Origin of the sequence: Streptomyces rubradiris, from assembly GCF_016860525.1 — a bacterium.
Lineage (GTDB): Bacteria > Actinomycetota > Actinomycetes > Streptomycetales > Streptomycetaceae > Streptomyces > Streptomyces rubradiris.
Map to the genome: position 1 here is coordinate 2,815,081 of NZ_BNEA01000015.1, position 23,181 is coordinate 2,838,261.

Genomic DNA, 23,181 nt, shown 5'->3' on the forward strand with positions numbered 1-23,181 from the left:
CCACGGCGCGAGGGGCGTCTTGATCAACTCTGGTTCTTCCCGCCGTCCTTCTCGCCGGTCTCGCCGCCGGCCTTGTCACCGGCCTTGTCGTCGGTTTTCCCGCCGGTCTTGTCGTCGGCGGTCTTGTCGTCCGCCTTGGACTGGGCCTCCTCGGCCTTCTTCAGGGCCTCCCGGAGTTGCTCCTGCGCCTTGGCGTACGCGGCCCAGTCCGGCCCGTCCTGGAGCGCCCGCTGCCCCGCGTCGAAGGCCTTCTGGGCGTCCTGGAGCGCCTGCCGGACCGTCGGGTCGCTCGTGTCGGGCGGGGTGCCGGTTCCCGGCGGCCTGGTGGCCGACTTCTTGGTGCCGAAGATCTTGTCGAGCGCCTCGTCGAGGGTGTTCTCGAACTCGGTCTGGTTCCCGTAGGTGACCAGAACCTTCCGCAGCAGCGGCAGCTTGAGTCCGCTGCCGCGGACGTAGACGGGCTCCACATAGAGCAGTCCGCCGTCCAGCGGCACGGTCAGCAGGTTGCCGTACTCGATGTCGGAGTCGTCTCCCCTCAGGAGCTTGATCGTGGAGGCGATCCTCTCGTCCGAGTTGAACTTGCTCTGTACCTGTTTGGGTCCGTCGACCGTCGTCCTGGTCGGCAGTTTCAGAATCCTGATCTTGCCGTAGTCCTTGCTGTCGGCCTCCGCGTCCACGGTCATGAACGCCGCCAGGTTGTCCCGCCCGGTGGGCGTGAACGTCGTCGACAGGGAGAACGCCTGCTGCTTCTGATCCGGCATCTTCATGCTCAGGTAGTACGGCGGCACCGCGTTGCCCGACTTGTTGGTCGGGTCGTTGGGCACCTGCCACACCTCGCTGCCGGTCAGGTAGGTCTCGGCGTCCGTCACGTGGTAGCGGGTGAGCAGTTCGCGCTGCACCTTGAACAGGTCCTGCGGGTAGCGCAGATGGTCCATCAGGTCGCCGGAGATCGCGCTCCTGGGCTGCACCGTGTCCGGGAACGCCTTCATCCAGGTCTTCAGCACCGGGTCCTGGGTGTCCCACTGGTACAGCTTGACCTCACCGGTGTAGGCGTCGACCGTCGCCTTCACCGAGTTGCGGATGTAGTTGACCTGGTTCTGCTGGGCCACCACCGCGCGGGAGTTGTTGGTCGCGGTCAGCGAGTCGGCCGTCGTATCGCCCAGGGTCGTACGGGAGGCGTACGGGTAGCCGTTGGTGGTCGTGTAGGCGTCGACGATCCACTGGATGCGGCCGCCGACGACCGCCGGGTAGGCGTCGCCGTCGATGGTCAGCCAGGGGGCGACCGCCTCCACGCGCTCTTTGGGGGTGCGGTTGTACAGGATTCGCGAACCCTTGCCGATCGCGCCCGAGTACAGGATCTGCGGCTCGTTGAACGTCAGCGCGTACGCGGCCCGGTTGACCGGGTTGTCGAGGTTGACGCCGCTGCCGCCCCGGTAGCTGGTCGGCTTCTCACCGTCGTTGTCGGAGTAGTCGATCTCCTCCTGGGGACCGCCGACGATCGAGTAGGTGGTGGTCTTCTCGCCGTAGTAGATCCGCTGCTCGTAGGTGCCGAGGTCGCCCTTGGACGGCAGGTCGTACTCGGTGAACACCGGCTCGCCGCCCTTGGCCTCGGTGCCCTTGGCGGCGACCACGCCGAAACCGTGCGTGTAGCGGAAGTGGTCGTTGATCCAGTTGTGCTTCGGGACGCCGGCCAGGTCCAGCTCGCGCAGCCCGATGACCGTGTCCTGTTCCTTGCCGTCCTTGCCGGGGTACCGGTCGACGTCCAGGTTGTCCGGGAAGCCGTAGTAGTCCTTCATCTCCTGACGCTGCTGGAACGTCGGGGAGACGATGTTCGGGTCGATGATCCGGAAGCTCGCCGCGTCGTCGGCGGCACCGCGCAGCGTGCTCTTGTCCTTGGTCTTGGACTCGCCCTCGTAGTCGGTGACCTTGGTGTCGTCGATGCCGTACGCCTCGCGGGTGGCGTTCAGGTTCTTCTGGACGTACGGCGCCTCCTTGGCCTGCTCGTTCGGCTGCACCTGGAACTTCTGCACGATGGCCGGGTACAGGCCGCCGATCAGGATCGCCGAGAGCACCATCAGGCCGAAGCCGATGACGGGCAGCTGCCAGGTGCGCCGCCACAGCGTGGCGAAGAACAGCAGCGCGCAGATGACGGCGATGCAGAACAGGATGGTCTTGGCCGGCAGATAGGCGTTGGCGTCGACATAGCGCAGGCCGGTCCAGTTGTCGGTGGCCTTGAAGTCGCTGGACTTGACCGCGAGGCCGTACCGGTCGAGCCAGTAGGCGACCGCCTTCAGGGCGACGAAGATGCCGAGCAGCACCGACAGGTGGCCGGTCGCGGCAGCGGTGGCCCGGGCGCCCGGACTGGTGACGCGCAGCCCGCCGTACAGGTAGTGGGTGAGCGCGGCGGCGATCAGGCACAGGATGGTCGCGGCGAAGCCGAAGCCCAGCAGGAACCGGTACCAGGGCAGGTCGAAAGCGTAGAAGGCGACATCGAGGTGGAACTGCGGGTCCTTCTGGTGGAAGGGCACGCCGTTCACCCACATCAGCCACGTCCGCCACTGGCCCGCCGCCGAGGCGCCCGCGATCAGCCCGACCAGGCAGGTGACGACGAGCAGCAGCCACTTCTTGTACGGCGCGATGCCCATGCGGTAGCGGTCCAGGCTCTGCTGCTCCATGGACATGGCGCTGAGCGGAGGCCGCAGCCGGTGCGCGAGCCAGATGTTGAGGCCGACCGCGACCGCCATCAGCAGGCCGAAGACGAAGAAGAGCCCGATCTTCGTGGACAGGGTGGTGGTGAACACGGACGAGTAGTGCACCGACCGGTACCAGAGCCAGTCCGTCCAGAATCCCGCGAACATGGTGAAGACCATGCCCAGGGCGGCGAGGACCCCCAGGGTCACGAGCAGGGCCCGCACCTTCCGGGAGGGGCGGCCCGCCCTGATCCGTGGCCCCGTCGGGCCTCCGCCGCGGTCCGGCATCTGGAAAGCCAAGGTGCGCCCCTCGAAGTTCGCTGTCGTTCCGTCAGGCCCCCGGGTTCGCGGGCCCACCGTGGTCCCCCGTGTTCGCGGGCCCACACCTATGCAACTTACTCACCGTTTACTCGGTTCCCGATTCCGGCCGGGAACGAGGCAGGATTGTGACCATGTCCAACACTCCCATGGCAGCGAGCCCGCTCACCCGGGCCGTACTCGAGATCGACGAGTACGTCTCCGGCCTCGGCTGGGACCAGCCCGCTCGCCTCTTCGCCCTTGTAGACACCGCACGGCTGCGGGCTCAGGAACCTTCGCTCGCGGCCCAGCTGGGCCTCGAGGACGAGTCCGAGACCGCTGGTCTCACCCCGATCGAGCAGGACGAGGTCCCGTCCGGCAAGCCACTGGACGAGTTCCTCGCCACCATCGCCTGGCCCGACGCGGTCACCGGCTGCGCCCTCACCGTGGAGCGGCTGATGCTGCCGCCGTCCGCCGAGGCCCAGGTCCCCTCCGACCTGGACGAGGCCCGGCTGGCCGAGTGGGTCGCCCGGCACCCCGAGCGCCAGGAGGTCCGCATGACGGTGGCCGTGCTGCGTGACGGCAGCCGCGAGTCGGCGCTGCGGCTGCGCGAGAAGGACACCCCGACGGAGGTCCTGACCGGCCCCGACCTGGTGCCGGGCCTGGCGGACGCGCTGGTGGCGACGTTCGCGGACTGATCCGCCCGTCCGCCGGGGAGCGCGCCTTGGGCGGCGTCTCGGTACGGCGCCTTGCGGCGGTGTCTTGGTGGGGCGTCCCGGTACGGCGTCTTGCGGCGGTGTCTTGGTAGGGCGTCCCGGTACGGCGTCTTGCGGCGGTGTCTTGGTAGGGCGTCCCGGTACGGCGCCTTGCTTCGCCGCGGCGGGACGCGCTTCGGTACGTGGCGCGGTTCGGCCGCGGTACGGCGCTGGGGGGCGCCCCGTGTCCATGGGGCGCCCCCGGCCGCGTCACGGCCGCTCAGCCCTTGGCGGCGCACTTCGGCAGGGCGGCGACGTCCTCGCCGCGGATGTCCTCGAGCGCGTCGAGCGCGTCACCGATGGTCTTGACCTTGACCAGGGTCAGCCCGTCCGGGGTGTCCTTGGCCGCCGCCGCGCAGTTGTCGGCCGGGGTGAGGAAGTACCGGGCGCCCTTGTCCCGCGCGCCGACGGTCTTCATCTCGATGCCGCCGATCGGGCCGACCGTGCCGTCGTCGTCGATGGTGCCGGTGCCCGCGACGAACGTGCCGCCGGTGAGGCTGCCCGGGGTGAGCTTGTCGTAGATGCCGAGCGCGAACATCAGGCCCGCGCTGGGCCCGCCGACATCGGCGAGCTTGATGTCGATGTCGAACGGGAAGGTGTGGTCGGTCCCGGCGGAGATGCCGACGATCGCCCGCTTGGCACCGCCGTCGTCGGCGGCCCGGGTCGTGATCGTGACGTTCCGCGTGCCGGTCGCCTCCTTGCGGGCCTTCTCGGCGGCCGCCTGGTCCTTGGCGGGAACGATCGTGAAGACGACGTCCTGACCCGGCTTGTGCTTGGTCACCAGCTTGGCGACGTCGGCCGGCTGCTTGACCGCCGTGCCGTCGACGGCCTTGATCACATCGCCCGCGTGCAGCCGGCCCTCGGCCGGGGAGCCCTTGACGACCGTGGAGACGATCACCCAGGACTTCACCGGGATGTGCAGCTCCTTCAGGGCGGCGACCTTGGCGCTCTCCTGGGACTGGCTGAACTCCTCGGCGTTCTCCTGGCTGGACTGCTCCTCCGTCTTGCCGTCCGGGTAGAGCGTGTCGTGCGGGACGATCTTGCTGTCATGGGCCAGCCAGCCGTAGACGGCCTCGACGAGGTTCATCCGGTAGTCGGCGCCGGTGACCCGGACGGTGGTCATGTTCAGGTGGCCGTCGGCCGGGTACGTCTTGTGCCCGGAGATCTGCAGCACCGGCTCGCCGTCGTGCTTCCCGAGCGTGTTCACGGTCGGGCCGGGGGACATCTCCGCGTACGGCACGGGGATGAGCACTCCCGCGCACAGGAGCGCGATCAGCATCAGGGTCGAGGCGAGCATCGTCACGGTGCGGCGTGGCATGCCTCGACAGTACGGGACGACGCTGTCGGCGCGCCGTCAGGGCACCCTCCTCAGGCGCCGCGCGCGCCCGGCCGGGACTTCTCCATGGCCTCGCGGAACCGGGCGTATCCGTCCAGCTCGGGGCCGTCGCCGCGCACCTTGCGGGTCCGGTTGGCCCAACTGCCCCACAGTCCGCCACCGACCGCGGCCACCAGCGGAATCAGCAGCCAGACAAGCACCCCCATGCCGACCTCCTACGCCATGAGCGTCCGCAACTGACTGATCAGCAGATTAACCATCCGCACGGACAACGCTCACGCGAGGGTGCCGGTTACGCAACCCGAGAGGGGGGTGTGTCGGGCGGAAAGCGGGAGAACGGCCGGGGTCGGCGGGCGCTCCGCCGGTGTACGGCCGGGCATCAGCATGCCCCGACCCACTCCTCGGTACCGTCGGAAAACCTCTGGTGCTTCCAGATGGGCACCTCGTGCTTGAGGTCGTCGATCAGCTTGCGGCAGGCGTCGAAGGCCTCCGCGCGGTGCGGGCAGGCCACGGCGACGACCACGGCGAGGTCCCCGACCCGCAGATCACCCACCCGGTGGACGGCGGCCAGCGCCCGCACGGGGTGGTCGGCGACGACCTTCTCGGCGATCCGCCGCATCTCGGCCTCGGCGCTGGGGTGGCAGGAGTAGCCGAGGGCGTCCACGTCGGCGCCTCCGTCGTGGTTGCGCACGGTGCCCACGAACAGCGCGATGCCCCCGGCCGCGGCGTCCCCCACGGCGCGGAAGACCTCGTCCACGGAGAGCGGTGTCTCCCGGACGGCGATCAGCTTGACGGGGTTCTCGGCCGCCCGCTCACCCGGGTGGTCGTTCGTGAGTGCCATGCGCCCATCGTGCCCCACGGGTCCGACATCGGGGAATACGGCTTTCCGCAGCACGCGCGCGTGCCCGGTTTGGAGGCTTCTACAGAGGCTTGCCACCGGCCCTCGCGGACCACGGGCGTGCCGCCGCGCCTCAGACCCGCCGCCGCGCCTTCCGGGCCCGCCGTACGACGGCCGCCGCGCCCAGCAGGGCGACGGTCGCCCCCGCCGCACCGGCCGCCGTCGCGTCCTTGCGGCCCAGCCGCCGCCCGGCGACCGTGCGCCGCCCCGACACCTCCTCCAGCAGCTCGGCCAGTACCTCCTCGTTGGTCCACTTCGGCCGCCAGCCGGCGTCGTGCAGCCGGCTGCCGCTGACCACCCAGGGGTACATCGTGTACGCCAGGTCCCCCGCCGGGGAGGGGGTGAGCCCGATGCGGTGCAGCCGGGCCGCCGCGCCGAGGGCGACCGCCGACGGCAGCTCCATGCGCCGGATACCGCTGAGCTCCTCGACCTCCTCCTGCTCCAGCCACCCGTCGCAGCCGACGGCCAGTTCCCCGTCGGCCTTCTCCAGCACGGCGTACTCCAGGGCGCTGCACAGGTCCTCGACGTGGCAGAACTGCCACGCGGGCCGCGATCCGGCCACGACCAGCAGCCGCGGCGACTCGAAGTACCTGGTCAGCGCGGTGTCGGTGCCGCCGACCAGGACGGCCGGCCGGACCACGGTGACGTTCAGCCCCGGATGCGCGCGCGGGGCGCGCCGCGCCAGCCGCTCGATCTCCAGCAGGTCCCCGACCCCGGTCGCCTCGGCGGTGGCGCGCAGCTCGGCCTCCTCCGACAGGGGCAGCTCGTTGTCCGGCAGCGCGCCGTAGACCATCGCCGAGGTGCACAGCACCACCCGGCGCACACCGGCCGCCGCGGCGGCCGTCAGCACGGTCTGGGTCCCCCGCACGTTGTAGGCCGTGCGCGCCGCCGGGTCGGTCTCCAGATCGAGGTCGAGGGCGAGGTGGACGACCACGTCGGTGCCGCGCAGCTTGTCCGCGATCGCCGGGTCGCGCACGTCGAGGATGTGCCACCGGGCCTCGGCGCACTCGCCGCGCCGCTCGTCGATGGCGACGACCTCCTTGACCTCGTCGGAGGCGGCGAGCCGCTCGGTGAGCAGGGCGCCGACCCCGCCGGCCGCGCCGGTCACCGCGACGACGGGTCCGCGCACGGCGGAAGAGGTTGAACGGTTTCGCGCTGCGCGAACCTGCGGATCTGGGGAACTCACCGGGCGTCTCCAGCGGTTGTCTTCAGTACGCGCGCGAGTGACGCGTACGTACCAGGTGCATCCATCCTGCCGCAGGCCTTCCGCAGGCGAAGCACCGAGGCCCGATCGGGCCCGGGTGTCTACGCTGGGTGGTGTTGTCGGGCAGCCGCGCCGCCGGAAGAACCGGTGGCCTTACCAGCCGAGGAATCCCGTGAGTGACACCCCATTCGGTTTCGGCCTTCCGCCGGAGGAGCCGGAGGACGGCGACGAGGGCAAGAAGAAGGACCAGCAGAGCGGTGGTGGGCAGGGACCGGCGAACCCGTTCGGTTTCGGCGGCCTGCCCGGAGCCGGCGGCTTCGGCGGCCCCGGCGCGGACAACCCGTTCGCCGCCATGTTCGGCTCCCTGAACCCCAGCGACCTGGGTGCGGCCTTCCAACAGCTCGGGCAGATGCTCTCGTACGAGGGCGGGCCGGTGAACTGGGACATGGCCAAGCAGATCGCCCGCCAGACGGTCGCCCAGGGCGCGCCGAACGGCACGAAGGACGCCAGCGTCGGCGCGGCCGAGCGCCGGGCCGTGGAGGAGGCCGTCCGCCTGGCCGACCTGTGGCTGGACGACGTGACGTCCCTGCCGTCGGGTTCCGCCTCGGCGGTGGCCTGGTCGCGGGCGGAGTGGGTCGAGGCGACCCTGCCCGCCTGGCAGGAGCTGGTCGACCCGGTCGCCGAGCGGGTCGGCGCGGCGATGGGCGACGTGCTGCCGGAGGAGATGCAGGCCATGGCGGGCCCGCTGATCGGCATGATGCGGTCGATGGGCGGCGCCATGTTCGGCACGCAGATCGGGCAGGCCGTGGGCGTGCTCGCGGGCGAGGTCGTCGGCTCCACCGACATCGGCCTGCCGCTGGGCCCGGCCCGCAAGGCCGCCCTGCTCCCGGCCAACGTGGAGGCGTTCGGCAAGGACCTGGGCGTGCCGCAGGAGGAGGTGCGGCTGTATCTCGCCCTGCGCGAGGCCGCCCACCAGCGGCTGTTCGCGCACGTGCCGTGGCTGCGCTCGCACCTGTTCGGCGCGGTCGACGGCTATGCGCGCGGCATCAAGGTCGACACGGCGAAGCTGGAGGACGTGGTCGGCCAGTTCGACCCGCAGAATCCCGAGCAGCTGCAGGACGCGCTCCAGCAGGGCATGTTCCAGCCGGAGGACACGCCCGAGCAGAAGGCGGCCCTGGCCCGTCTGGAGACGGCTCTGGCGCTCGTGGAGGGCTGGGTGGACGCGGTGGTGCACGCCGCCGCGAAGCCGCGTCTGGGGTCCGCCGACGCGCTGCGCGAGACGCTGCGCCGAAGGCGCGCGACCGGCGGCCCGGCGGAGCAGACGTTCGCCACGCTGATCGGCCTGGAGCTGCGTCCGCGCCGGCTGCGCGACGCCTCCCGGCTGTGGGCCTCGCTCACGGACGCGCGCGGGGTCGACGGCCGGGACGGCCTGTGGGCGCACCCGGACATGCTGCCGACCGCGACCGACCTGGACGACCCGGACGGTTTCGTGCACCGCGAGCAGCTGGACTTCTCCGAGCTGGACAAGATGCTCGGCGAGGCGGCGGGCGGCGGCCACGACAAGCCCGGCCTGCGCAAGAAGGACGACGACGAGACCAAGGGCGACGGCACCGAGTGAGCCTGTACGACGACGCGGTCCTGGTCCTGAAGGGGTACGAGGGCCAGGAGGAGCTGCGCCAGTCGTACCTGGACCACCTGGCGGCCCATCCGGACGGCATGTGGAAGGCCTGTGACGCCGGCCATGTCACGGCCAGTGCCCTGGTCGTCGACCCCGGACACGGCCGGGTGCTGCTCACACTGCACCGGAAGCTGCGGATGTGGCTCCAGATGGGCGGTCACTGCGAGCCTGGCGACCCGACGCTGGAGGCGGCGGCCCTGCGGGAGGCGACGGAGGAGTCCGGGATCGCGGGGCTGACCCTGCTGCCCGGCGGCCCGGTGCGGCTGGACCGGCATCCGATCCCGGCACCCTGCAACTGGCACTTCGACGTGCAGTACGCGGTCCTGGCCCCGCCCGGCGCGGCGTGGGAGATCAGCGCGGAGTCCCTGGACCTGCGCTGGTTCGGCTACGACGAGGTGGCCGGGGTGGCCGACGAGTCGGTCGTGCGCCTGCTGGAGGCCACGCGCGCCCGGCTCTGACGGGCGTCCGACGCGATGTAAGGGGCGACCGCCCTTGCGGTCGCCCCTTACCGCGTCCGGCTCAGCTCCAGACGTTGCCCTGGTTCTGGCCGCGCGCTCCCTGCTGGCCCATGCCGAACTGGGCGGCGAGGCCCTGCCCGATCACGGCGTTCTGCGGCGGCAGCAGCTCGCTGGGCTGGACGAGCGCGAACCCGGAGCCCATGAAGCTCAGCTCCCAGCCCTCACCGGTGCTGCCACGCCGGCGCCACACCCCGGAGGAGTGCGTCTGGGCCTGCATCTGCACGCGCAGCCCGGTGGACCAGGCGACGATCGCGTCGGCGTCGCAGTTGACGTACCTGTCGGGCGTGACCCGCATCAGCAGCGGGGCGCCCGAGGTCATCAGGGCGATCCTGCCGCGCCCGGTGATGTTCAGCTGGTACTTCCCGGAGCCGGAGATGCCGTACTGGCTGTCGACGGCGACGACCTCGTAGTGCAGCGAGGAGTCCATGGCGAGGACGTAGGAGCTGTCGACGGTCAGCCCGTCCTGCTCGACGTCCACGATGTGCACGTGCTGGGCGAGGTTGGCGAGGTAGACCGTGCCCTGGCCGTGGCAGCGCATCAGGTCCAGGCCCTCGCCGGTGCGCGCACGCGCGCGTGCCTGCCGGTCGCCCTGGTACTCGGCGTCGAACTCGACGAGCCCCTGGTAGGCGACCATGGTGCCCTTGCGGGCGAGGAGGTCGTCGTGGCCGTCCAGGGTGATCCGGAGCATCTGCGCGTTCTGCAGGCTCCAGCGCTCCTGGGTCTGGAGGTCGTTGTGCGCGAAAAGCGGGCTCTGCATGGTGTTCTGGCTCCCCCTCAGCCCCGGATCCGGAGGCGGTCGGTGCTGTCCTCGCTGGGCTGGACGACGACGATGCCCTGTCCGGAGAAGGCCATCTGGTAGGCCTCGCCGCTGCCCCGGCCGATCAGCGACTGCGCCTTGAAGCTGCGCTTGCCCTTCACCTTCAGGTTCGGCGACCAGGCGACCAGCGCGTCCGGGTCGACGTACGTCTCGTCCTCACCGCCCCCGCAGTCCACGACGATCGGCGTGCCCCGGGAGGTCAGCGCGACCCAGCCCTGCCCGGAGATCCTCGTGTTCCACAGGCCCTGCCCGGCGAACTTCGCGAGCCCCTTCACACGCTCCACGCCCCAGGTCAGGTGGGCGTCGAAGGCGAGGAGGTTGGTGGCGTTGACGGAGATGCCGTCGCCATTGAGGTTGATCACGACAACGTCGGCGCCGTAGTCGGCGAGGTAGAGCAGGCCGTCACCGGAGCACTTCATCAGCGGCGCGCCCTCGCCGGTGGCCCAGTCGCGGGCGATCTGGCGGACGGCCGGCGGGTTGGGCTCGTACTGGATGAAGCCCTCGTAGGCGACCATCGACCCCACGCGCGCGAGGAGGTCGTTTCCGGTCTGCAGGGCGACCTTCAGCATGTGGCTGCCGTGGTTCTCCATGCGGGCGGTGACGGGTGCGGGGGCGAAGCCCGCGAGCGGCTGGTTCATGACGGGCTCCCTTTAGACCTCGTACGGCTGGACGACGATGAAGTTGCCGGGCGCGCCCCGGAACTGGAGGTTGACGCTCTCGCCGGTGTCGCCCGGGTAGGCGTTGCGGCGCATGCGGACCTGGCTGGAGACGATCACCTGGGAGCCGGCCGACCAGGCGACGACGGCGTTGCAGTCGGCGAAGGTGGTCGGCGTGACCGGCAGCACCACGGGCGTGCCGTGCGTCTTGACGACGATCGTGCCGGTGCCCTGGAACTGCATCGTGAACAGCGCGCCGCCGGGGATGCCGTGGCCCTCGATCCGGCGGACCTCGTAGCTCAGGCTCTCGTCGAAAGCGAGGACGTTCTCCGCGGACACGCAGATCGCGTCGCCCTGGAGCTCGACGGGGTGCAGGTGGGCGGAGTTCTCGGCGAGGAAGACCTGGCCCTGGCCGGAACAGCGCATGAGCTGCATCTCCTGGCCGGTGGCGTTGCCCACGACGCGGCCCATGAAACCGGCGCCCTTGTAGCCGAAGTCGACCTTGCCCTGGTAGAGCACCATGCTGCCCTGCCGGGCCAGCACCGGCTGCCCGCCGATGCCGAGGTCGACACGGACGAGCGTCTGGTTCTGCTGCGTCCAGCGCTGACCGGTCGGCGTCTCCTTGAACACCTGGAGCGCGGCCGTCACCCCGGCACCGCCCTGGGGCGCGCCCTGCGGCACCTCGTAGGCGGCGGGTTGGCCGGGCGCCTGCCCGTAGCCCGGCGGCATGGGCGGGGCGGGCTGGCCACCGCCGCCGTAGGGGGCGGGCTGCCGGCCGTACCCGGGGGGCATCGGCGCGCTCGGCGGGCCGCCGTACGACGGCTGCTGGGGCGGCTGGCCGTAGGGCGCGGGAGCCGTGGGAGCGGGGGCCGTGGGGGCGGGAGTCACGGGCGCGGTCGGCGGGGGAACGGTACCGCCGGGCGGGGTCAGGGGGGCGACGACCGTGGGGGCGACGTGCACGTTCGGCTCGGGCGCCGGGGCCGGGGGTGGTGTGTGTCCGGGCGGCGGGGCGAAGCCCTGCGGGACGGGGGCGGGCTGCGGAGCCTGGGCGGGCGGCGCGGCCGGGGCGGGCGCGGGCTGCGGGGCAGGGGCGGGCGCGGGCTGCGGGGCAGGGGCGGGCGCGGGCTGCGGGGCAGGGGCGGGCTGCGGGGCAGGGGCGGGCGCGGGCTGCGGGGCTGCCTGGGCCGGCGGGGCGGCGAACGCGGGCGGCGTGGCCTGGGCGGGCGGGGCGAAGCCGGGGACCGCGCCGGACTGCGGTTGCTGCGGCTGCTGCGGCTGCTGCGGGACGGCGGGGGCCTCCTCCTCCAGCACCTCGCCGCCGAAGTTCTTCAGCAGCGCCTCCAGGCCGCCGTCGAAGCCCTGCCCGACCGCGGCGAACCGCCACCCGTCCTTGAAGTAGAAGTCCCCGAGCATCACGGCCCGCTCGGTGGAGAACTCGGAGCCGTCGAAGGAGTACCGCGCGACCTCCTCGCCGCCCGCCACGATGCGCAGGTATCCGGGGGTTATCTGCGACATCTGGCCGGCGCCGTCGATGGTCGCCGTGAAGGACAGCTTGCGTATCCGGGAGGGGATCCGGTCGAGGGTGACCCGGAAGGACTCGGTGTCGCCCGCCTGCGCGCCCAGCAGCTGGATCGACTCCTCGGGCGACTTCGGCTGGTTGAAGAAGACGAAGTACCGGTCGTCCGAGAGCCGTTCGTCGGCGTCCAGGCCGAAGCAGCTGATGTCGAAGGTCAGACCGGGAGCCGAGATCTGCACGCCTACGTACAGATCCGTGCCCAGCGTGAGGTCACTGATCCTGGCCTTGTGGCCGCGTTGGAATTCCCTGGCCATGCGTTACGACCGTCCCCCATCCCGAGTGTGAGTGCGTCGCGCCAGGCTAACGGCAAAGACCGACAGCGCCGCCGAAGGGTCCTGGTCGGTACAGAGCCGGTACACGATCACACCCGACCGCGGACACTCCGGGGTCGGAGACGGGGCGGGGACACGGAGCCGCCGGGGTGGCCGGCACGTCGGGAACGTCAGCACGCAGGGGCGCCGGCGGTCAGGGCGTCAGGCGTCGTTCCGTTCGCCGCGCGCGCCCGGCACATGCGGCAGCCGTGCGGCGGCGACGACCCCTTCGAGATAGCCGCGCGCCCGCTCGGTCCGCGGATAGGCCTCCAGCAGCCGCCAGAAGTCGGGGCCGTGCCCGGGGACCAGCAGATGGGCCAGCTCGTGGCAGAGCACGTAGTCCACGACGTACTCCGGCATCCCCTGGAGCCGGTGCGAGAGCCGGATGCTGCCCTCGGCGGGGGTGCACGAACCCCAGCGGGTGTTCTGGTTGGTGACCCAGCGCACGGAGGCGGGCCGGGCGCGGCCGGCGAAGTACTGGTCCGACAGCCGCTCGGCGCGCTCGGCCAGCTCGGCGTCGCCCAGCACCTTCCTGCTCTCCTGGGCGGCGAGTTTGTCGAGCATGACGGTCACCCAGCGCTGCTCCTCCGCCTTGGACATCCGGGCGGGGATCAGTACGACGGTGCGATCGCCCTCGCGGTACGCGGAGACCGTGCGACGGCGCCGGGCGCTCCTGCGGACCTCGATCGCGCTCGCCCCCGGGCCGCCGGGCGGCTGGGTCGTCGTGCTGCGCTGTGGTTCACCGGCGCGGTACAGAGGGTCGGCGGGCACGCCCCGACGTTACCCGGTGGGCGAGGGCAAAGTCCCGGCTCCGGAAGGGTTCGCCGCCGATCCCCCACCATGTGTTTGATTCGTACGATCGCTCCGCCGATCTTGTTTGCCCATGTTCATCCCACTGTCGACCGGCGACGCGCCCGATTTGTACGACTAACTCGTCCGCCTGTGGATAACTTCCGGCGCCCGGCGGCGGGCCGGGGCATGCTGGCAGGCGTCGGCGGATCGTGACCGGTTCCACCGGCGAAGGCGCGGTCCGCGTCTCCCTTCCGCTCTTCAGCCACTTTTCCGGTTCTGAGCCTTTTCGACGGGTACGGGGGTCTGACATGCATCCGATGGTGAAGCCCGCGCTGCGGCGCGGCTGGCGTGACCGCGGCACCGTGCAGTTCGGGATGACCCCGGCGCACGCGGTGACGCTGGGCCCGGTGGACCCGGCGACGGAGGGCCTGCTGAAGCTGCTCGACGGCACCCGCGGGCTGGCCTCGCTGCGCGCGGAGAGCAGCCGGGCGGGCCTGCCGGCCGCCCGGGTCGACACCCTGGTGGCCCGGCTCACCCGGGCGGGCCTCGTCGACGACGCCCGCGGCGGCGGTCCGGCCGCGCACGCGCTGCGGGAGAAACCGGACGTCCTCGACCGGCTGCGCCCCGACCTGGCCTCGCTGTCCCTCGTCACTCCCGAGCCGGGCGGCGCACCGGCCCGGCTCGCCGCCCGGCGCGCGCTGCGGGTCCGGGTGCTCGGCGCGGGCCGGGTCGGCGCCCTGCTGGCGTCGGTGCTGGCGGGCGCCGGCGTGGGCGAGATCGACGTGCACGACGTGGGCCGCGTGGAGCCGTGGGACCTGGCGCCGGGCGGGCTGACCGCCGAGTCGCTCGGCGACCGCCGCGACGCGGCGGCGCGGGCCGCCGTCCGCCGCGCCGCACCCGAGCGCCCGCCGCGCCATGCCCACCGCCCCGGGTCGGGCGCCGGGGACCCGGGCTTCTCCCTGGTGATCCTCGCGCCCCGGGAGGACATCGCCGTGCACGCCCCGGACCCGCGCGCCGCCGAACCGCTCCTCGCCTCCGGCACACCCCATCTGTACGCCGGTGTGGTGGAGGGCACGGGCGTCGTCGGGCCGCTGGTCCTGCCCGGCGAGTCGGGCTGCGCCGGGTGTCTGGACCTGGACCGCCGGGACCGTGACCCGGTCTGGCCCCGGTTGGTCACCCAGTGGCGTTCCGGCCGGGTCCGCCGGGTCGGGGCCTGCGATCTGGCCCTGGCCACGACGGTGGCCGGGCTCGCCGCGGCCCATGCCCTGGCCTTCCTCGACGGGCGGTCACCGGCCGGCGCGGGCACCCGCTGGGAGGTCTGTCTGCCCGGTCTGGACTGGCGCACCCGCCCGGTCCGGCCGCATCCGGAGTGCGGCTGCGGGGCGGCGAGGAGAAGTAAACGGGAGCGCTCCTCAACCGACGGCGGGCGGCGCGAGACAATGGCGGTGCAACGGCCGTCGACGGAGCGACAACGCCAAGCAGGCGCGGCACGGCCGACTGGGACCTGGAGGGCGCATGTCTGATCTTCCCCGGAAGGCGGTCACCCGTACCGCCAAGCTCGCCGCGCTCCCGCTCGGCTTCGCCGGCCGGGCGACCTGGGGGCTGGGCAAGCGGATCGTGGGCGAGTCCGCGGAGCTGGTCGGCCGCGAGCTGCAACAGCGCACGGCGGAGCAGCTGTTCAAGGTGCTCGGCGAGCTGAAGGGCGGTGCGATGAAGTTCGGGCAGGCCCTGTCCGTCTTCGAGTCGGCGCTGCCGGAGGAGGTCGCCGGCCCCTACCGGGCCGCCCTGACCAAGCTCCAGGAGGCCGCCCCGCCCATGCCGACCCGCACGGTGCACGCGGTGCTCGAGGAGCGGCTGGGCCCTGACTGGCGGGAGCTGTTCGAGGAGTTCGAGGACAAGCCGGCCGCCGCGGCCTCGATCGGCCAGGTGCACCGGGCGGTGTGGCACGACGGCCGCGAGGTGGCGGTCAAGGTGCAGTACCCGGGCGCCGGTGAGGCCCTCCTGTCCGATCTCGGCCAACTGAGCCGGTTCGCCCGGCTGTTGGGCCCGCTCATCCCGGGCATGGACATCAAGCCGCTGATCGCGGAGCTGCGGGACCGGGTCTCCGAGGAACTGGACTACGGCTTGGAGGCCGAGGCCCAGGCCGTGCACGCGGAGGAGTTCGCCGGTGACCCGGACGTGGTCGTCCCGGCGGTGGTGCACCAGTGCGAGCAGGTCCTGGTGACCAAGTGGATCGACGGCATCCCGCTGTCGGAGATCATCGCGGACGGCACCGAGGAACAGCGCGACCGGGCCGGTCAGCTGCTGGCCCGCTTCCTCTTCTCGGGCCCGGCGCGCACCGGCCTGCTGCACGCCGATCCGCATCCGGGCAACTTCCGGCTGCTGCCCGGCGGTCCCGGCGGGGAGGACGACTGGCGCCTGGGCGTGCTGGACTTCGGCACGGTCGACCGGCTCCCCGGCGGCCTGCCGACCCCGATCGGCGTCTCCCTGCGCATGACCCTGGACGGCGAGGCGGAGACGGTCTACGAACTGCTCTGCGCGGAGGGGTTCGTGAAGGAGACCATCGAGCTGGACCCGGAAGCGGTCCTGGACTATCTGCTGCCGATCATCGAGCCGGCCCGGGTGGACGCGTTCACCTTCACCCGTTCCTGGATGCGCAGCCAGGCCGCCCGCATCGCCGACCCACGCTCCCCCGCCTACCAGCTCGGCAAGCGGCTCAATCTGCCGCCGGCCTATCTGCTGATACACCGGGTGACCCTCAGCACCATCGGGGTCCTGTGCCAGCTGGGCGCCACGGTCCGGCTGCGGGACGAACTGGAGGAATGGCTGCCGGGCTTCGTGACCGGCGCGGCCGAGGCCGCCGGCCCGGACGAGGAGGAGTCCGCGGCGGGGGCGTGATCCGGCGCGCCCCGGGCTTGGGAGCGGCCTTGCCGTCGGGGCGCAACGCGCCGCGGGGGCCGGTCCGTTCGGCCGGACCGGCCCCCGCGGGGAGCTTCGCCTCCCGGGTCCGGGAGGCCACCGCTGCTCAGGTGTTCATCACTGCATGACGGCCATGGCGAGCGCGCGGCGCGCGCGCAGCGAGGCGCGCTCGGCCCGGCGCTGCATCCGCTGGGCGACCGCCAGGCGCATGGCCCGGCGTTCCCGTACGGCGTCATGAAGCCGGTCGTGCATATGCGCGCGAGCCAGGGCTTCTTGCATGAGTTGCATCTCACGGTTCCTGTTCTGGCGCGCTTCGGTCGCGCCGGTGTTGGTGGAGTCTGGGATCGCGGAGCCGGCGGGCTCGCTGGTGGACGGCTTCATCGGGGCCTGCTTCTTGGGGTCGTGCGTGAGGGGGCGATCGATTGTTCCTGCGGTGTTCATGCCGTGACCGGGTTCTTCCGCGGGCGGCCACGCGGCCGCTTCCGGGCGACGACGACACCCTGGACGAACAGCTCGCCACCCCAGACGCCCCAGGGCTCGCGCCGCTCCTTGGCTCCGGCGAGGCAGGCCTCGATCAGCGGGCAGGTGCGGCACAGGGACTTGGCGTACTCCACGTCCGCGGGCGACTCGGCGAAGAAGACCTCCGGGTCGTAGGAGCGGCAGGGAACGGCTACGCCGAGGTTCTCGATGGCGTCGTCGAGCGCGGTGAGCGCGGTGAGGGGGGTCAAGGTGGAGTCCTCCGTGAGGCCGGGCGGGGGGATCGTTTGCGAAGGCGGTACGGACGGGGCGTGCGCTTCGAGTTGCACGATTGGTCTTCCTCGTCTGTTCGGTCCGGCCGGTTGACCGGGTGTCGGCTTGGTACCGGGTTCTTTTCTTGTCCCGAGGCCCCTTCGCTCCGCTGTCCCGTTCGGGACAAACAGAAGGGCCGCGGATCCCGGATGGGGTTCCGCGGCCCTGAAGGCGCCGGCCTGATCGGCGATCAGGCTGGATCACTCCAGGGTTCTGGCCCACGGAAGGCCCACATCAGGTGGTGCTGCGTCGTCTGCTTCCGGAATCCGGCACCGGCCGCCGCAAAGGCATAGGCGTGCGCCTGTGCCGCTGCCGCTTCCAGTGCCTTGCTCGGTCGCTCATCGCGCTCACGGACGGGAAGACCCGCGAGGGCAACGGAGGACGCCGGACGCACGGCGGAGATGCCGGACAGACCGGTGCCCTGGTTCGAGGCGCCGAGCATGCACGTGGAGACGGTCGAGCGATCGGTCAGTTTGGCCGCGCTGATGGTGCTGAAGTTGATGCTGATCACTGGACTCGCCTCCTCTCGGCGTCTCAGGGACTGGAGTGAACCAGTCCGCTCGGATATGCAAGTACAACACGGAACCGGGGCCTTCGAGAAGGCCGCTGCTTCCGTGCCTAGAACCTATGGGGATTGCCGGGGCATGCGCAAACTATTTTTTCGACGAGTTCCCCTCAATCGTCCCCGTCGGCCTCACCAGGCTCTTGACCTGCGCAGATGGCCAGAACATCGGCGCCGTAGCTGCGCAGCTTGCGGCTGAGGACACCAGGGATGCGGGCGAGCTCGGCGGAGGTCTCCGGGCAGGCTTCCGCGATGGCCATGAGCGTCCGGTCCGTGAAGACGCAGAAGTCCGGCTGGCCGCTGCGCTCGGCCTGGACCGCCCGCCACTCGCGCAACCGCTCGTAGAGCCCCTCGTCCATGTCCGAAGGACAGTCCGCGCAGCGCATCAGCTTCATCTCGCCCGCGTCGGTGAGCGTGCGGCCGCAGACCCGGCAGCGGGCAGGGGTGCGCTGGGTGCGCCGGGGCGCGGCGACGGCACCGGCGGTGAACCCGCGCTCGACTCCGCCGCCCGTGCCGGAGCCGGTGTGTCCGACGGTGGGGGTGGTGCCGGGGCGCAGCCCGTCCAGGAAGCGGCTCGGTCTGCGGTTGGGGCGTCCGCCGGGCGAGCGGGACAGGGCCCAGGAGACATGGAGGCGTTCGCGGGCGCGGGTGACGCCGACGTAGAGCAGCCGGCGTTCCTCCTCGATCTGCTCGTCCGTGCGGGCGTAGGTGATGGGCATCATGCCCTCGGCGACGCCGACCAGGAAGACGACGTCCCACTCCAGACCCTTGGCGGCGTGCAGGGAGGCGAGGGTGACGCCCTGGACGGTCGGGGCGTGCTGGGCGTTCGCCCGCTCGTCCAGTTCGGCCACGAAGTCGGCGAGGGTGGCCGTGGGCCGGGCGGCGGCGAGGTCGTGGGCGAGACCGACCAGGGCGGCCAGGGACTCCCAGCGCTCCCGGACGGCACCGGAGCCGGCCGGCGGCTCGGTGGTCCAGCCCTCGCCGGACAGCACCGCCCGCACCTGCGAGGGCAGGTCCACGGCGTCGTCCAGCATGGAGTCGTTGCCGCCGAAGCGGGCCGCGCCGCGCAGGGCGACGCCGGCCTTGCGGACCTCCGGCCGGTCGAAGAAGCGCTCGGCTCCGCGCAGCTGGTAGGGGACCCCGGCGTCGGCGAGCGCCTGCTCGTAGGTCTCGGACTGGGAGTTCGTGCGGAACAGGACGGCGATCTCGGCGGCGGGGACGCCGGCGTCGATCAGCTCACGGATGCGCCGGGCGGCGCCCTCGGCCTCGGCGGGCTCGTCGGTGTACTCGGCGTAGACGGGCTCGGGTCCCGGGGGGCGCTGGGAGACGAGTTCCAGCCGGTGTCCGGCGGCGCGGCCCTTCGCCTGGGCGAGCAGGCCGTTGGCGAGACGCACCACCTGGGGGGTCGATCGGTAGTCACGGACCAGCTTCACGACCGTGGCTCCGGGGTGCCGGACGCGGAAATCGAGCAGATGGTCGGGGGTTGCTCCCGTGAACGAATAGATCGTCTGGCTGGCGTCACCGACGACGCACAGGTTGTCCCGGTCGCCGAGCCACAGGTCCAGCAACCGCTGCTGGAGGGGGCTGACGTCCTGGTACTCGTCCACGACGAAGTGCTGGTACTGCGCGCGGACCTGTTCGGCGATGTCGTGCCGGTCCTGGAGGACGGCGACGGTCAGCAGCAGGACGTCCTCGAAGTCGATCACCGCGCGGTCGCGCTTGAGGTCCTCGTAGGCGGCGTAGAGGTGGGCGATCTCGGCCGGGTCGCGGGGGGCCTCGCGGCCGGCCTTCGCAGCCGCGTACGGATAGTCGGCGGGGACGGTCTGGGTGACCTTGGACCATTCGATCTCGGCGGTCACGTCCCGCAACTCGTTGCGGTCGAGGCGGGTGCCCAGGGACGCGGCGGCGTCGGCCACCAGCTGGATCTTGCGGTCCACCAGCCGGGGCATGGATCCGCCGATCGCTTTCGGCCAGAAGTACTGGAGCTGGCGCAGGGCGGCGGAGTGGAAGGTGCGGGCCTGGACGCCCTGGGCACCGAGCTGGCGCAGCCGGCCGCGCATCTCTCCGGCGGCGCGGTTGGTGAAGGTGACGGCGAGCACGCTGGACGGCTGAAGGATGCCGGCGCGCACCCCATAGGCGATGCGGTGGGTGATCGCCCGGGTCTTGCCCGTGCCCGCTCCGGCCAGCACGCACACCGGACCGTGCAGGGCGGTGGCCACCTCGCGCTGCTCGGGGTCGAGCCCTTCGAGCACCGCGTCGGGCGACTCCGGGACCCGCGGGAAGAGGGTGGAATGCGTTGCTGCTGTCACACCGCCATGCTGCCAGGTCGCCCGGGACGGCTGTGCGAGTTGTCCACAGGCGGGAGCTCGTAGTCGTACTGATTACAGGCTGATCGTCGTACTGATGCGGCAGGCATCACACCCGGAGGCGCGCGGGGAGGGCGGGGGCAGGGGGACATACCCCGCCCGGGAATGAGACCCCGCCCGTCCGTGTTCTCCTTCGCGACGGGATTTTCCGAGCCGTGCGAGGAGAGCGAGAGACATGCAGGGCACTGTGACGATGTACAGCACGACGTGGTGTGGCTACTGCCGACGGCTGAAGAGCCAGCTTGACCGTGAGGGCATCGCGTACAGCGAGATCAACATCGAGCAGGACCCCGAGTCCGCCGCTTTCGTGGAGAAGGCGAACGGCGGCAACCAGACGGTCCCCACCGTGCTCTTCCCGGACGGCTCCACGCTGACGAACCCGTCGCTGGCCCAGGTGAAGCAGAAGCTCGCCGCATAACGCTGCGCGGCTCGCGCCGCGACCGACGTGAAGGGCGGCCCCGGTTCTGCCGGGGCCGCCCTTCACGTGTCACACGAAACCGCGGGTCGGCAGGGGCCTGCCGTACCACATCTCGATCAGCCGGGCCGCGATGGAGATGCCGTAGGGCGGCAGCACCTCGCCGGACTCGAAGGCCGCGTGCAGTTCCTCGCGGGAGAACCAGCGGGCCTCGTGGATCTCGTCGCCGTCGACGTCGATCTCGGTGGACGTGGCGCGGGCCATGAAGCCCAGCATCAGGCTGGACGGGAAGGGCCAGGGCTGGCTGGCGACGTACTCGACCGGGCCGACGGCGACGCCGACCTCCTCGGACACCTCACGGCGCACCGCCTGCTCGATGGACTCGCCCGGCTCCACGAACCCGGCGAGCGTGGAGAAGCGGCCCTCGGGCCAGTGCACCTGCCGACCGAGCAGGATGCGGTCCTCCTCGTCCGTCACCGCCATGATCACCGCCGGGTCGGTGCGCGGGTAGTGCTCGGCGCCGCAGGCCGGGCAGCGGCGGATGTGGCCGGCCGCCGCGATGACCGTGCGCTCACCGCAGCGGGAGCAGAAGCGGTGGGTGCGCTGCCAGTTCTCCAGGCCGACGGCGTGCACCATGAGCCCGGCGTCGCGCGGCGACAGCAGCAGCCCGGCCTCCCGCAGCCCCGCCGGACGCGCGGACTGGTCGATCCGGCCGGGCAGCGAGTCCTTCTGGAGCGCGAAGTAGCTGACGCCCTCCTCGTCGATGCCGAGGAAGTAGCGGTGCGCCTCGGTGAGCGGCGCCTCGAAGGACGGCGTCATGACGAGTTCGGTCCGGCCGTCCGGCGTCTCGTCGATGAGCACCTGGCCGCCGGACACCACGAAACAGCGGGTCGTGGGGTGGCTCCACGCCGCCGCGAGCCAGGCCTCGTCCAGCCGGTGGTGGGCGGCGCGGTCGATGCCGCTCGGGGCGGTCAGCGAGATGGGTCGGTCGGCTGTGTGGTCGGTCCAGGTGGTCACGTGTGCTTCCAACTCCCCCAGTACAGCGGTTTGCGGCGGGCGGTTCGGCGGGACGTGGGCGGGAGGGCACCGGGTCGGGCGCGGGCGGGGCGGTCCTTCAAGTGTGCCCCGCGCGCGGTGCCCTTCCGCACGGCGCCGGCCGGTCAGGGCGTGGTACGTCAGTTCCGGGCCAGGTCGTCCCACAGGTAGGCGCTGGTCTCGACACCCTTGAGGAGGAGGTCCAGCTCGACCTTCTCATTGGGGGCGTGCCAGCCGTCGGACGGGACGGAGATGCCCAGGAAGAGCACCGGCGCGCCGAGGACTTCCTGGAGGTCGGCGGCGGGACCGGAACCGCCCTCGCGGGTGAAGCGGACCGGCTTCTCGAAGGCGCGGCCCATGGCGCGGACCACGGACCGCAGCGCGGGGTGGTCCAGCGGCGTCAGGCACGGACGCGTGGCCGAGCCGAAGACGGTCTCGCACCGGATTCCGGCTGGCACCTGTTCGGCGGCCCACGCGCGGACGGCCTTCTCGATGTGATCCCGGTCCTGGCCGGCGACCAGCCGGAACGACAGCTTCACCATGGCCGTGGACGGGATGATCGTCTTGCTGCCGGGGCCCTGGTAGCCACCGCCGATGCCGTTGACCTCGGCGGTGGGCCGGGCCCAGACGCGCTCCAGGGTGGTGTAACCGTCCTCGCCGTGCGTGGCGTACGACTTGGCCGTGCGCAGCCAGCGCCCCTCGTCGAAGGGCAGTTCGGCGAACAGCTCGCGCTCGCGGTCGGTCAGCTCCACGATGCCGTCGTAGAAGCCGGGTACCGCCACGCGCCCGTGCTCGTCGTGCAGGGCGGCGGCCAGGCGGGCGGCGGCGGTGGCCGGGTTGGGCACGGCACCGCCGAAGGAGCCGGAGTGGATGTCCTGGTCCGGTCCGTGGAACCGGATCTCGCACTCCACCAGGCCGCGCATGCCGGTGCACACGGTCGGGGTGTCCTCGGCCCACATGCCGGTGTCGGAGACGATCACGACATCGGCGGCGAGCCGGCCGGCCCGCTCCTCCACCAGCGCCCGGAAGTGCGGGGAACCGGACTCCTCCTCGCCCTCGATCAGCAGCTTGAGGCCGACGGCCGGCGTGGTGCGGCCGGTCGCGGCGAGGTGGGCGCGGACACCGAGTGTGTGGAAGAACACCTGACCCTTGTCGTCGGCCGCTCCACGCGCGTAGAGGCGGCCGTCGCGCACGACCGGCTCGAAGGGGTCGCTGTCCCAGCCGTCCTCGCGAGCGGCGGGCTGGACGTCGTGGTGGCCGTAGACCAGGACCGTGGGGGCCTGCGGGTCGTCCGAGGGCCACTCGGCGAAGACCGCGGGGGCGCCCGGGGTCTGCCAGACCTCCACGGTGGGGAAGCCGGTGTCCTTGAGTTTGCCGGCGAGCCAGTCGGCGCTGCGCCGCACGTCGGGCGCGTGGTCCGGCCGGGCCGACACGGAGGGGATGCGCAGCCACGCGGCGAGGTCGTCGAGGAAGGCGGCGCGGTGCTGCTCGATGTACGTGCGGACGGCGCTGTCCGGGGTCTGGCTCATGCTCCGAGCCTATCGGCCCGCACCGACAACCTCGGAGG

At 71.9% G+C, this 23,181-nt stretch carries 21 protein-coding genes; 6 read left to right on the forward strand and 15 right to left on the reverse strand.

Annotated features, from left to right (window positions below; translation table 11 throughout):
* Positions 1 to 23 precede the first annotated feature (23 nt).
* Positions 24 to 2,978: a UPF0182 family protein gene (locus tag Srubr_RS25555; RefSeq protein WP_189999450.1), complete on the reverse strand. Its 2,955-nt coding sequence runs from the start codon at positions 2,976 to 2,978 to the stop codon at positions 24 to 26.
* Positions 2,979 to 3,142: 164 nt separating this feature from the next.
* On the opposite strand from Srubr_RS25555, the gene Srubr_RS25560 reads away from it, so the two are divergent.
* Positions 3,143 to 3,685: a PPA1309 family protein gene (locus tag Srubr_RS25560; protein ID WP_189999409.1), complete on the forward strand. Its 543-nt coding sequence runs from the start codon at positions 3,143 to 3,145 to the stop codon at positions 3,683 to 3,685.
* A gap of 277 nt (positions 3,686 to 3,962) precedes the next feature.
* Here the strand turns inward: Srubr_RS25560 and Srubr_RS25565 are convergent, their stop codons facing one another.
* The 4 genes from Srubr_RS25565 to Srubr_RS25580 form a co-directional block, all read right to left on the reverse strand.
* On the reverse strand, positions 3,963 to 5,060 hold the full coding sequence (locus Srubr_RS25565) for a YlbL family protein (protein ID WP_189999410.1): 1,098 nt from the start codon (positions 5,058 to 5,060) through the stop codon (positions 3,963 to 3,965).
* A gap of 50 nt (positions 5,061 to 5,110) precedes the next feature.
* Positions 5,111 to 5,284, reverse strand: a complete 174-nt coding sequence (locus Srubr_RS25570; RefSeq protein WP_189999411.1) for a hypothetical protein — start codon at positions 5,282 to 5,284, stop codon at positions 5,111 to 5,113.
* A 173-nt stretch (positions 5,285 to 5,457) separates the two neighbouring features.
* Positions 5,458 to 5,919, reverse strand: coding sequence for a molybdenum cofactor biosynthesis protein MoaE (locus tag Srubr_RS25575; protein ID WP_189999412.1), 462 nt, complete (start codon positions 5,917 to 5,919; stop codon positions 5,458 to 5,460).
* 130 nt (positions 5,920 to 6,049) lie between these two features.
* On the reverse strand, positions 6,050 to 7,162 hold the full coding sequence (locus tag Srubr_RS25580) for an SDR family oxidoreductase (protein WP_189999413.1): 1,113 nt from the start codon (positions 7,160 to 7,162) through the stop codon (positions 6,050 to 6,052).
* 190 nt (positions 7,163 to 7,352) lie between these two features.
* On the opposite strand from Srubr_RS25580, the gene Srubr_RS25585 reads away from it, so the two are divergent.
* Both Srubr_RS25585 and Srubr_RS25590 read left to right on the forward strand, forming a co-directional pair.
* Positions 7,353 to 8,798, forward strand: a complete 1,446-nt coding sequence (locus Srubr_RS25585) for a zinc-dependent metalloprotease (protein WP_189999414.1) — start codon at positions 7,353 to 7,355, stop codon at positions 8,796 to 8,798.
* Complete coding sequence (locus Srubr_RS25590) at positions 8,795 to 9,316, forward strand: NUDIX hydrolase (protein WP_189999415.1); 522 nt, start codon at positions 8,795 to 8,797, stop codon at positions 9,314 to 9,316. Before Srubr_RS25585 ends, Srubr_RS25590 begins: the two co-directional genes overlap by 4 nt.
* 61 nt (positions 9,317 to 9,377) lie before the next feature.
* On the opposite strand, the gene Srubr_RS25595 is transcribed toward Srubr_RS25590, so the two are convergent.
* From Srubr_RS25595 to Srubr_RS25610, 4 genes are all read right to left on the reverse strand, one after another.
* Entirely contained in the window at positions 9,378 to 10,133 is a 756-nt protein-coding gene (locus Srubr_RS25595; RefSeq protein WP_189999416.1) for an AIM24 family protein, read from the reverse strand.
* Positions 10,134 to 10,150: 17 nt separating this feature from the next.
* On the reverse strand, positions 10,151 to 10,831 hold the full coding sequence (locus Srubr_RS25600) for an AIM24 family protein (protein WP_189999417.1): 681 nt from the start codon (positions 10,829 to 10,831) through the stop codon (positions 10,151 to 10,153).
* Positions 10,832 to 10,843: 12 nt separating this feature from the next.
* Positions 10,844 to 12,679, reverse strand: coding sequence for a TerD family protein (locus Srubr_RS25605; RefSeq protein WP_189999418.1), 1,836 nt, complete (start codon positions 12,677 to 12,679; stop codon positions 10,844 to 10,846).
* A 219-nt stretch (positions 12,680 to 12,898) separates the two neighbouring features.
* Positions 12,899 to 13,507: a M48 metallopeptidase family protein gene (locus Srubr_RS25610; RefSeq protein WP_189999419.1), complete on the reverse strand. Its 609-nt coding sequence runs from the start codon at positions 13,505 to 13,507 to the stop codon at positions 12,899 to 12,901.
* Positions 13,508 to 13,836: 329 nt separating this feature from the next.
* On the opposite strand from Srubr_RS25610, the gene Srubr_RS25615 reads away from it, so the two are divergent.
* Positions 13,837 to 15,051 carry a TOMM precursor leader peptide-binding protein gene (locus Srubr_RS25615; RefSeq protein ID WP_189999420.1) on the forward strand — a complete coding sequence of 405 codons (1,215 nt, stop codon included), beginning with the start codon at positions 13,837 to 13,839 and terminating at the stop codon, positions 15,049 to 15,051.
* Positions 15,044 to 16,426: an ABC1 kinase family protein gene (locus Srubr_RS25620; protein WP_189999421.1), complete on the forward strand. Its 1,383-nt coding sequence runs from the start codon at positions 15,044 to 15,046 to the stop codon at positions 16,424 to 16,426. The genes Srubr_RS25615 and Srubr_RS25620 overlap by 8 nt, the downstream gene beginning before the upstream one ends.
* A gap of 138 nt (positions 16,427 to 16,564) precedes the next feature.
* Here the strand turns inward: Srubr_RS25620 and Srubr_RS25625 are convergent, their stop codons facing one another.
* From Srubr_RS25625 to Srubr_RS25640, 4 genes are all read right to left on the reverse strand, one after another.
* Complete coding sequence (locus Srubr_RS25625; RefSeq protein ID WP_030787833.1) at positions 16,565 to 16,888, reverse strand: hypothetical protein; 324 nt, start codon at positions 16,886 to 16,888, stop codon at positions 16,565 to 16,567.
* Positions 16,885 to 17,253: a WhiB family transcriptional regulator gene (locus Srubr_RS25630; protein WP_030787835.1), complete on the reverse strand. Its 369-nt coding sequence runs from the start codon at positions 17,251 to 17,253 to the stop codon at positions 16,885 to 16,887. Before Srubr_RS25630 ends, Srubr_RS25625 begins: the two co-directional genes overlap by 4 nt.
* Before the next feature lie 173 nt (positions 17,254 to 17,426).
* Positions 17,427 to 17,747 (reverse strand): hypothetical protein, encoded by a 321-nt coding sequence (locus tag Srubr_RS25635; RefSeq protein ID WP_189999422.1) that lies wholly within the window; start codon positions 17,745 to 17,747, stop codon positions 17,427 to 17,429.
* A 164-nt stretch (positions 17,748 to 17,911) separates the two neighbouring features.
* Positions 17,912 to 20,107, reverse strand: coding sequence for an ATP-dependent DNA helicase UvrD2 (locus Srubr_RS25640; RefSeq protein ID WP_189999423.1), 2,196 nt, complete (start codon positions 20,105 to 20,107; stop codon positions 17,912 to 17,914).
* A gap of 232 nt (positions 20,108 to 20,339) precedes the next feature.
* Here Srubr_RS25640 and Srubr_RS25645 point away from each other — a divergent pair, with 232 nt between their 5' ends.
* Complete coding sequence (locus Srubr_RS25645; protein ID WP_030614688.1) at positions 20,340 to 20,582, forward strand: mycoredoxin; 243 nt, start codon at positions 20,340 to 20,342, stop codon at positions 20,580 to 20,582.
* A gap of 69 nt (positions 20,583 to 20,651) precedes the next feature.
* On the opposite strand, the gene nudC is transcribed toward Srubr_RS25645, so the two are convergent.
* Together nudC and Srubr_RS25655 are read right to left on the reverse strand one after the other, a co-directional pair.
* Complete coding sequence (nudC, locus tag Srubr_RS25650; RefSeq protein ID WP_189999424.1) at positions 20,652 to 21,596, reverse strand: NAD(+) diphosphatase; 945 nt, start codon at positions 21,594 to 21,596, stop codon at positions 20,652 to 20,654.
* Positions 21,597 to 21,754: 158 nt separating this feature from the next.
* Positions 21,755 to 23,143, reverse strand: coding sequence for a dipeptidase (locus tag Srubr_RS25655; protein ID WP_189999425.1), 1,389 nt, complete (start codon positions 23,141 to 23,143; stop codon positions 21,755 to 21,757).
* Positions 23,144 to 23,181 lie beyond the last annotated feature (38 nt).

Excerpts from the sequence above, each read along its gene's own strand:
- Srubr_RS25575 (WP_189999412.1), bottom strand. The coding sequence starts at position 5,919 with ATGGCACTCACGAACGACCACCCGGGTGAGCGGGCGGCCGAGAACCCC.
- Srubr_RS25565 (WP_189999410.1), bottom strand. The coding sequence starts at position 5,060 with ATGCCACGCCGCACCGTGACGATGCTCGCCTCGACCCTGATGCTGATC.
- Srubr_RS25560 (WP_189999409.1), top strand. The coding sequence starts at position 3,143 with ATGTCCAACACTCCCATGGCAGCGAGCCCGCTCACCCGGGCCGTACTC.
- Srubr_RS25620 (WP_189999421.1), top strand. The coding sequence starts at position 15,044 with ATGTCTGATCTTCCCCGGAAGGCGGTCACCCGTACCGCCAAGCTCGCC.
- Srubr_RS25555 (WP_189999450.1), bottom strand. The coding sequence starts at position 2,978 with ATGCCGGACCGCGGCGGAGGCCCGACGGGGCCACGGATCAGGGCGGGC.
- Srubr_RS25655 (WP_189999425.1), bottom strand. The coding sequence starts at position 23,143 with ATGAGCCAGACCCCGGACAGCGCCGTCCGCACGTACATCGAGCAGCAC.
- Srubr_RS25605 (WP_189999418.1), bottom strand. The coding sequence starts at position 12,679 with ATGGCCAGGGAATTCCAACGCGGCCACAAGGCCAGGATCAGTGACCTC.
- Srubr_RS25615 (WP_189999420.1), top strand. The coding sequence starts at position 13,837 with ATGCATCCGATGGTGAAGCCCGCGCTGCGGCGCGGCTGGCGTGACCGC.
- Srubr_RS25600 (WP_189999417.1), bottom strand. The coding sequence starts at position 10,831 with ATGAACCAGCCGCTCGCGGGCTTCGCCCCCGCACCCGTCACCGCCCGC.
- Srubr_RS25570 (WP_189999411.1), bottom strand. The coding sequence starts at position 5,284 with ATGGGGGTGCTTGTCTGGCTGCTGATTCCGCTGGTGGCCGCGGTCGGT.
- Srubr_RS25595 (WP_189999416.1), bottom strand. The coding sequence starts at position 10,133 with ATGCAGAGCCCGCTTTTCGCGCACAACGACCTCCAGACCCAGGAGCGC.
- Srubr_RS25625 (WP_030787833.1), bottom strand. The coding sequence starts at position 16,888 with ATGAACACCGCAGGAACAATCGATCGCCCCCTCACGCACGACCCCAAG.
- Srubr_RS25645 (WP_030614688.1), top strand. The coding sequence starts at position 20,340 with ATGCAGGGCACTGTGACGATGTACAGCACGACGTGGTGTGGCTACTGC.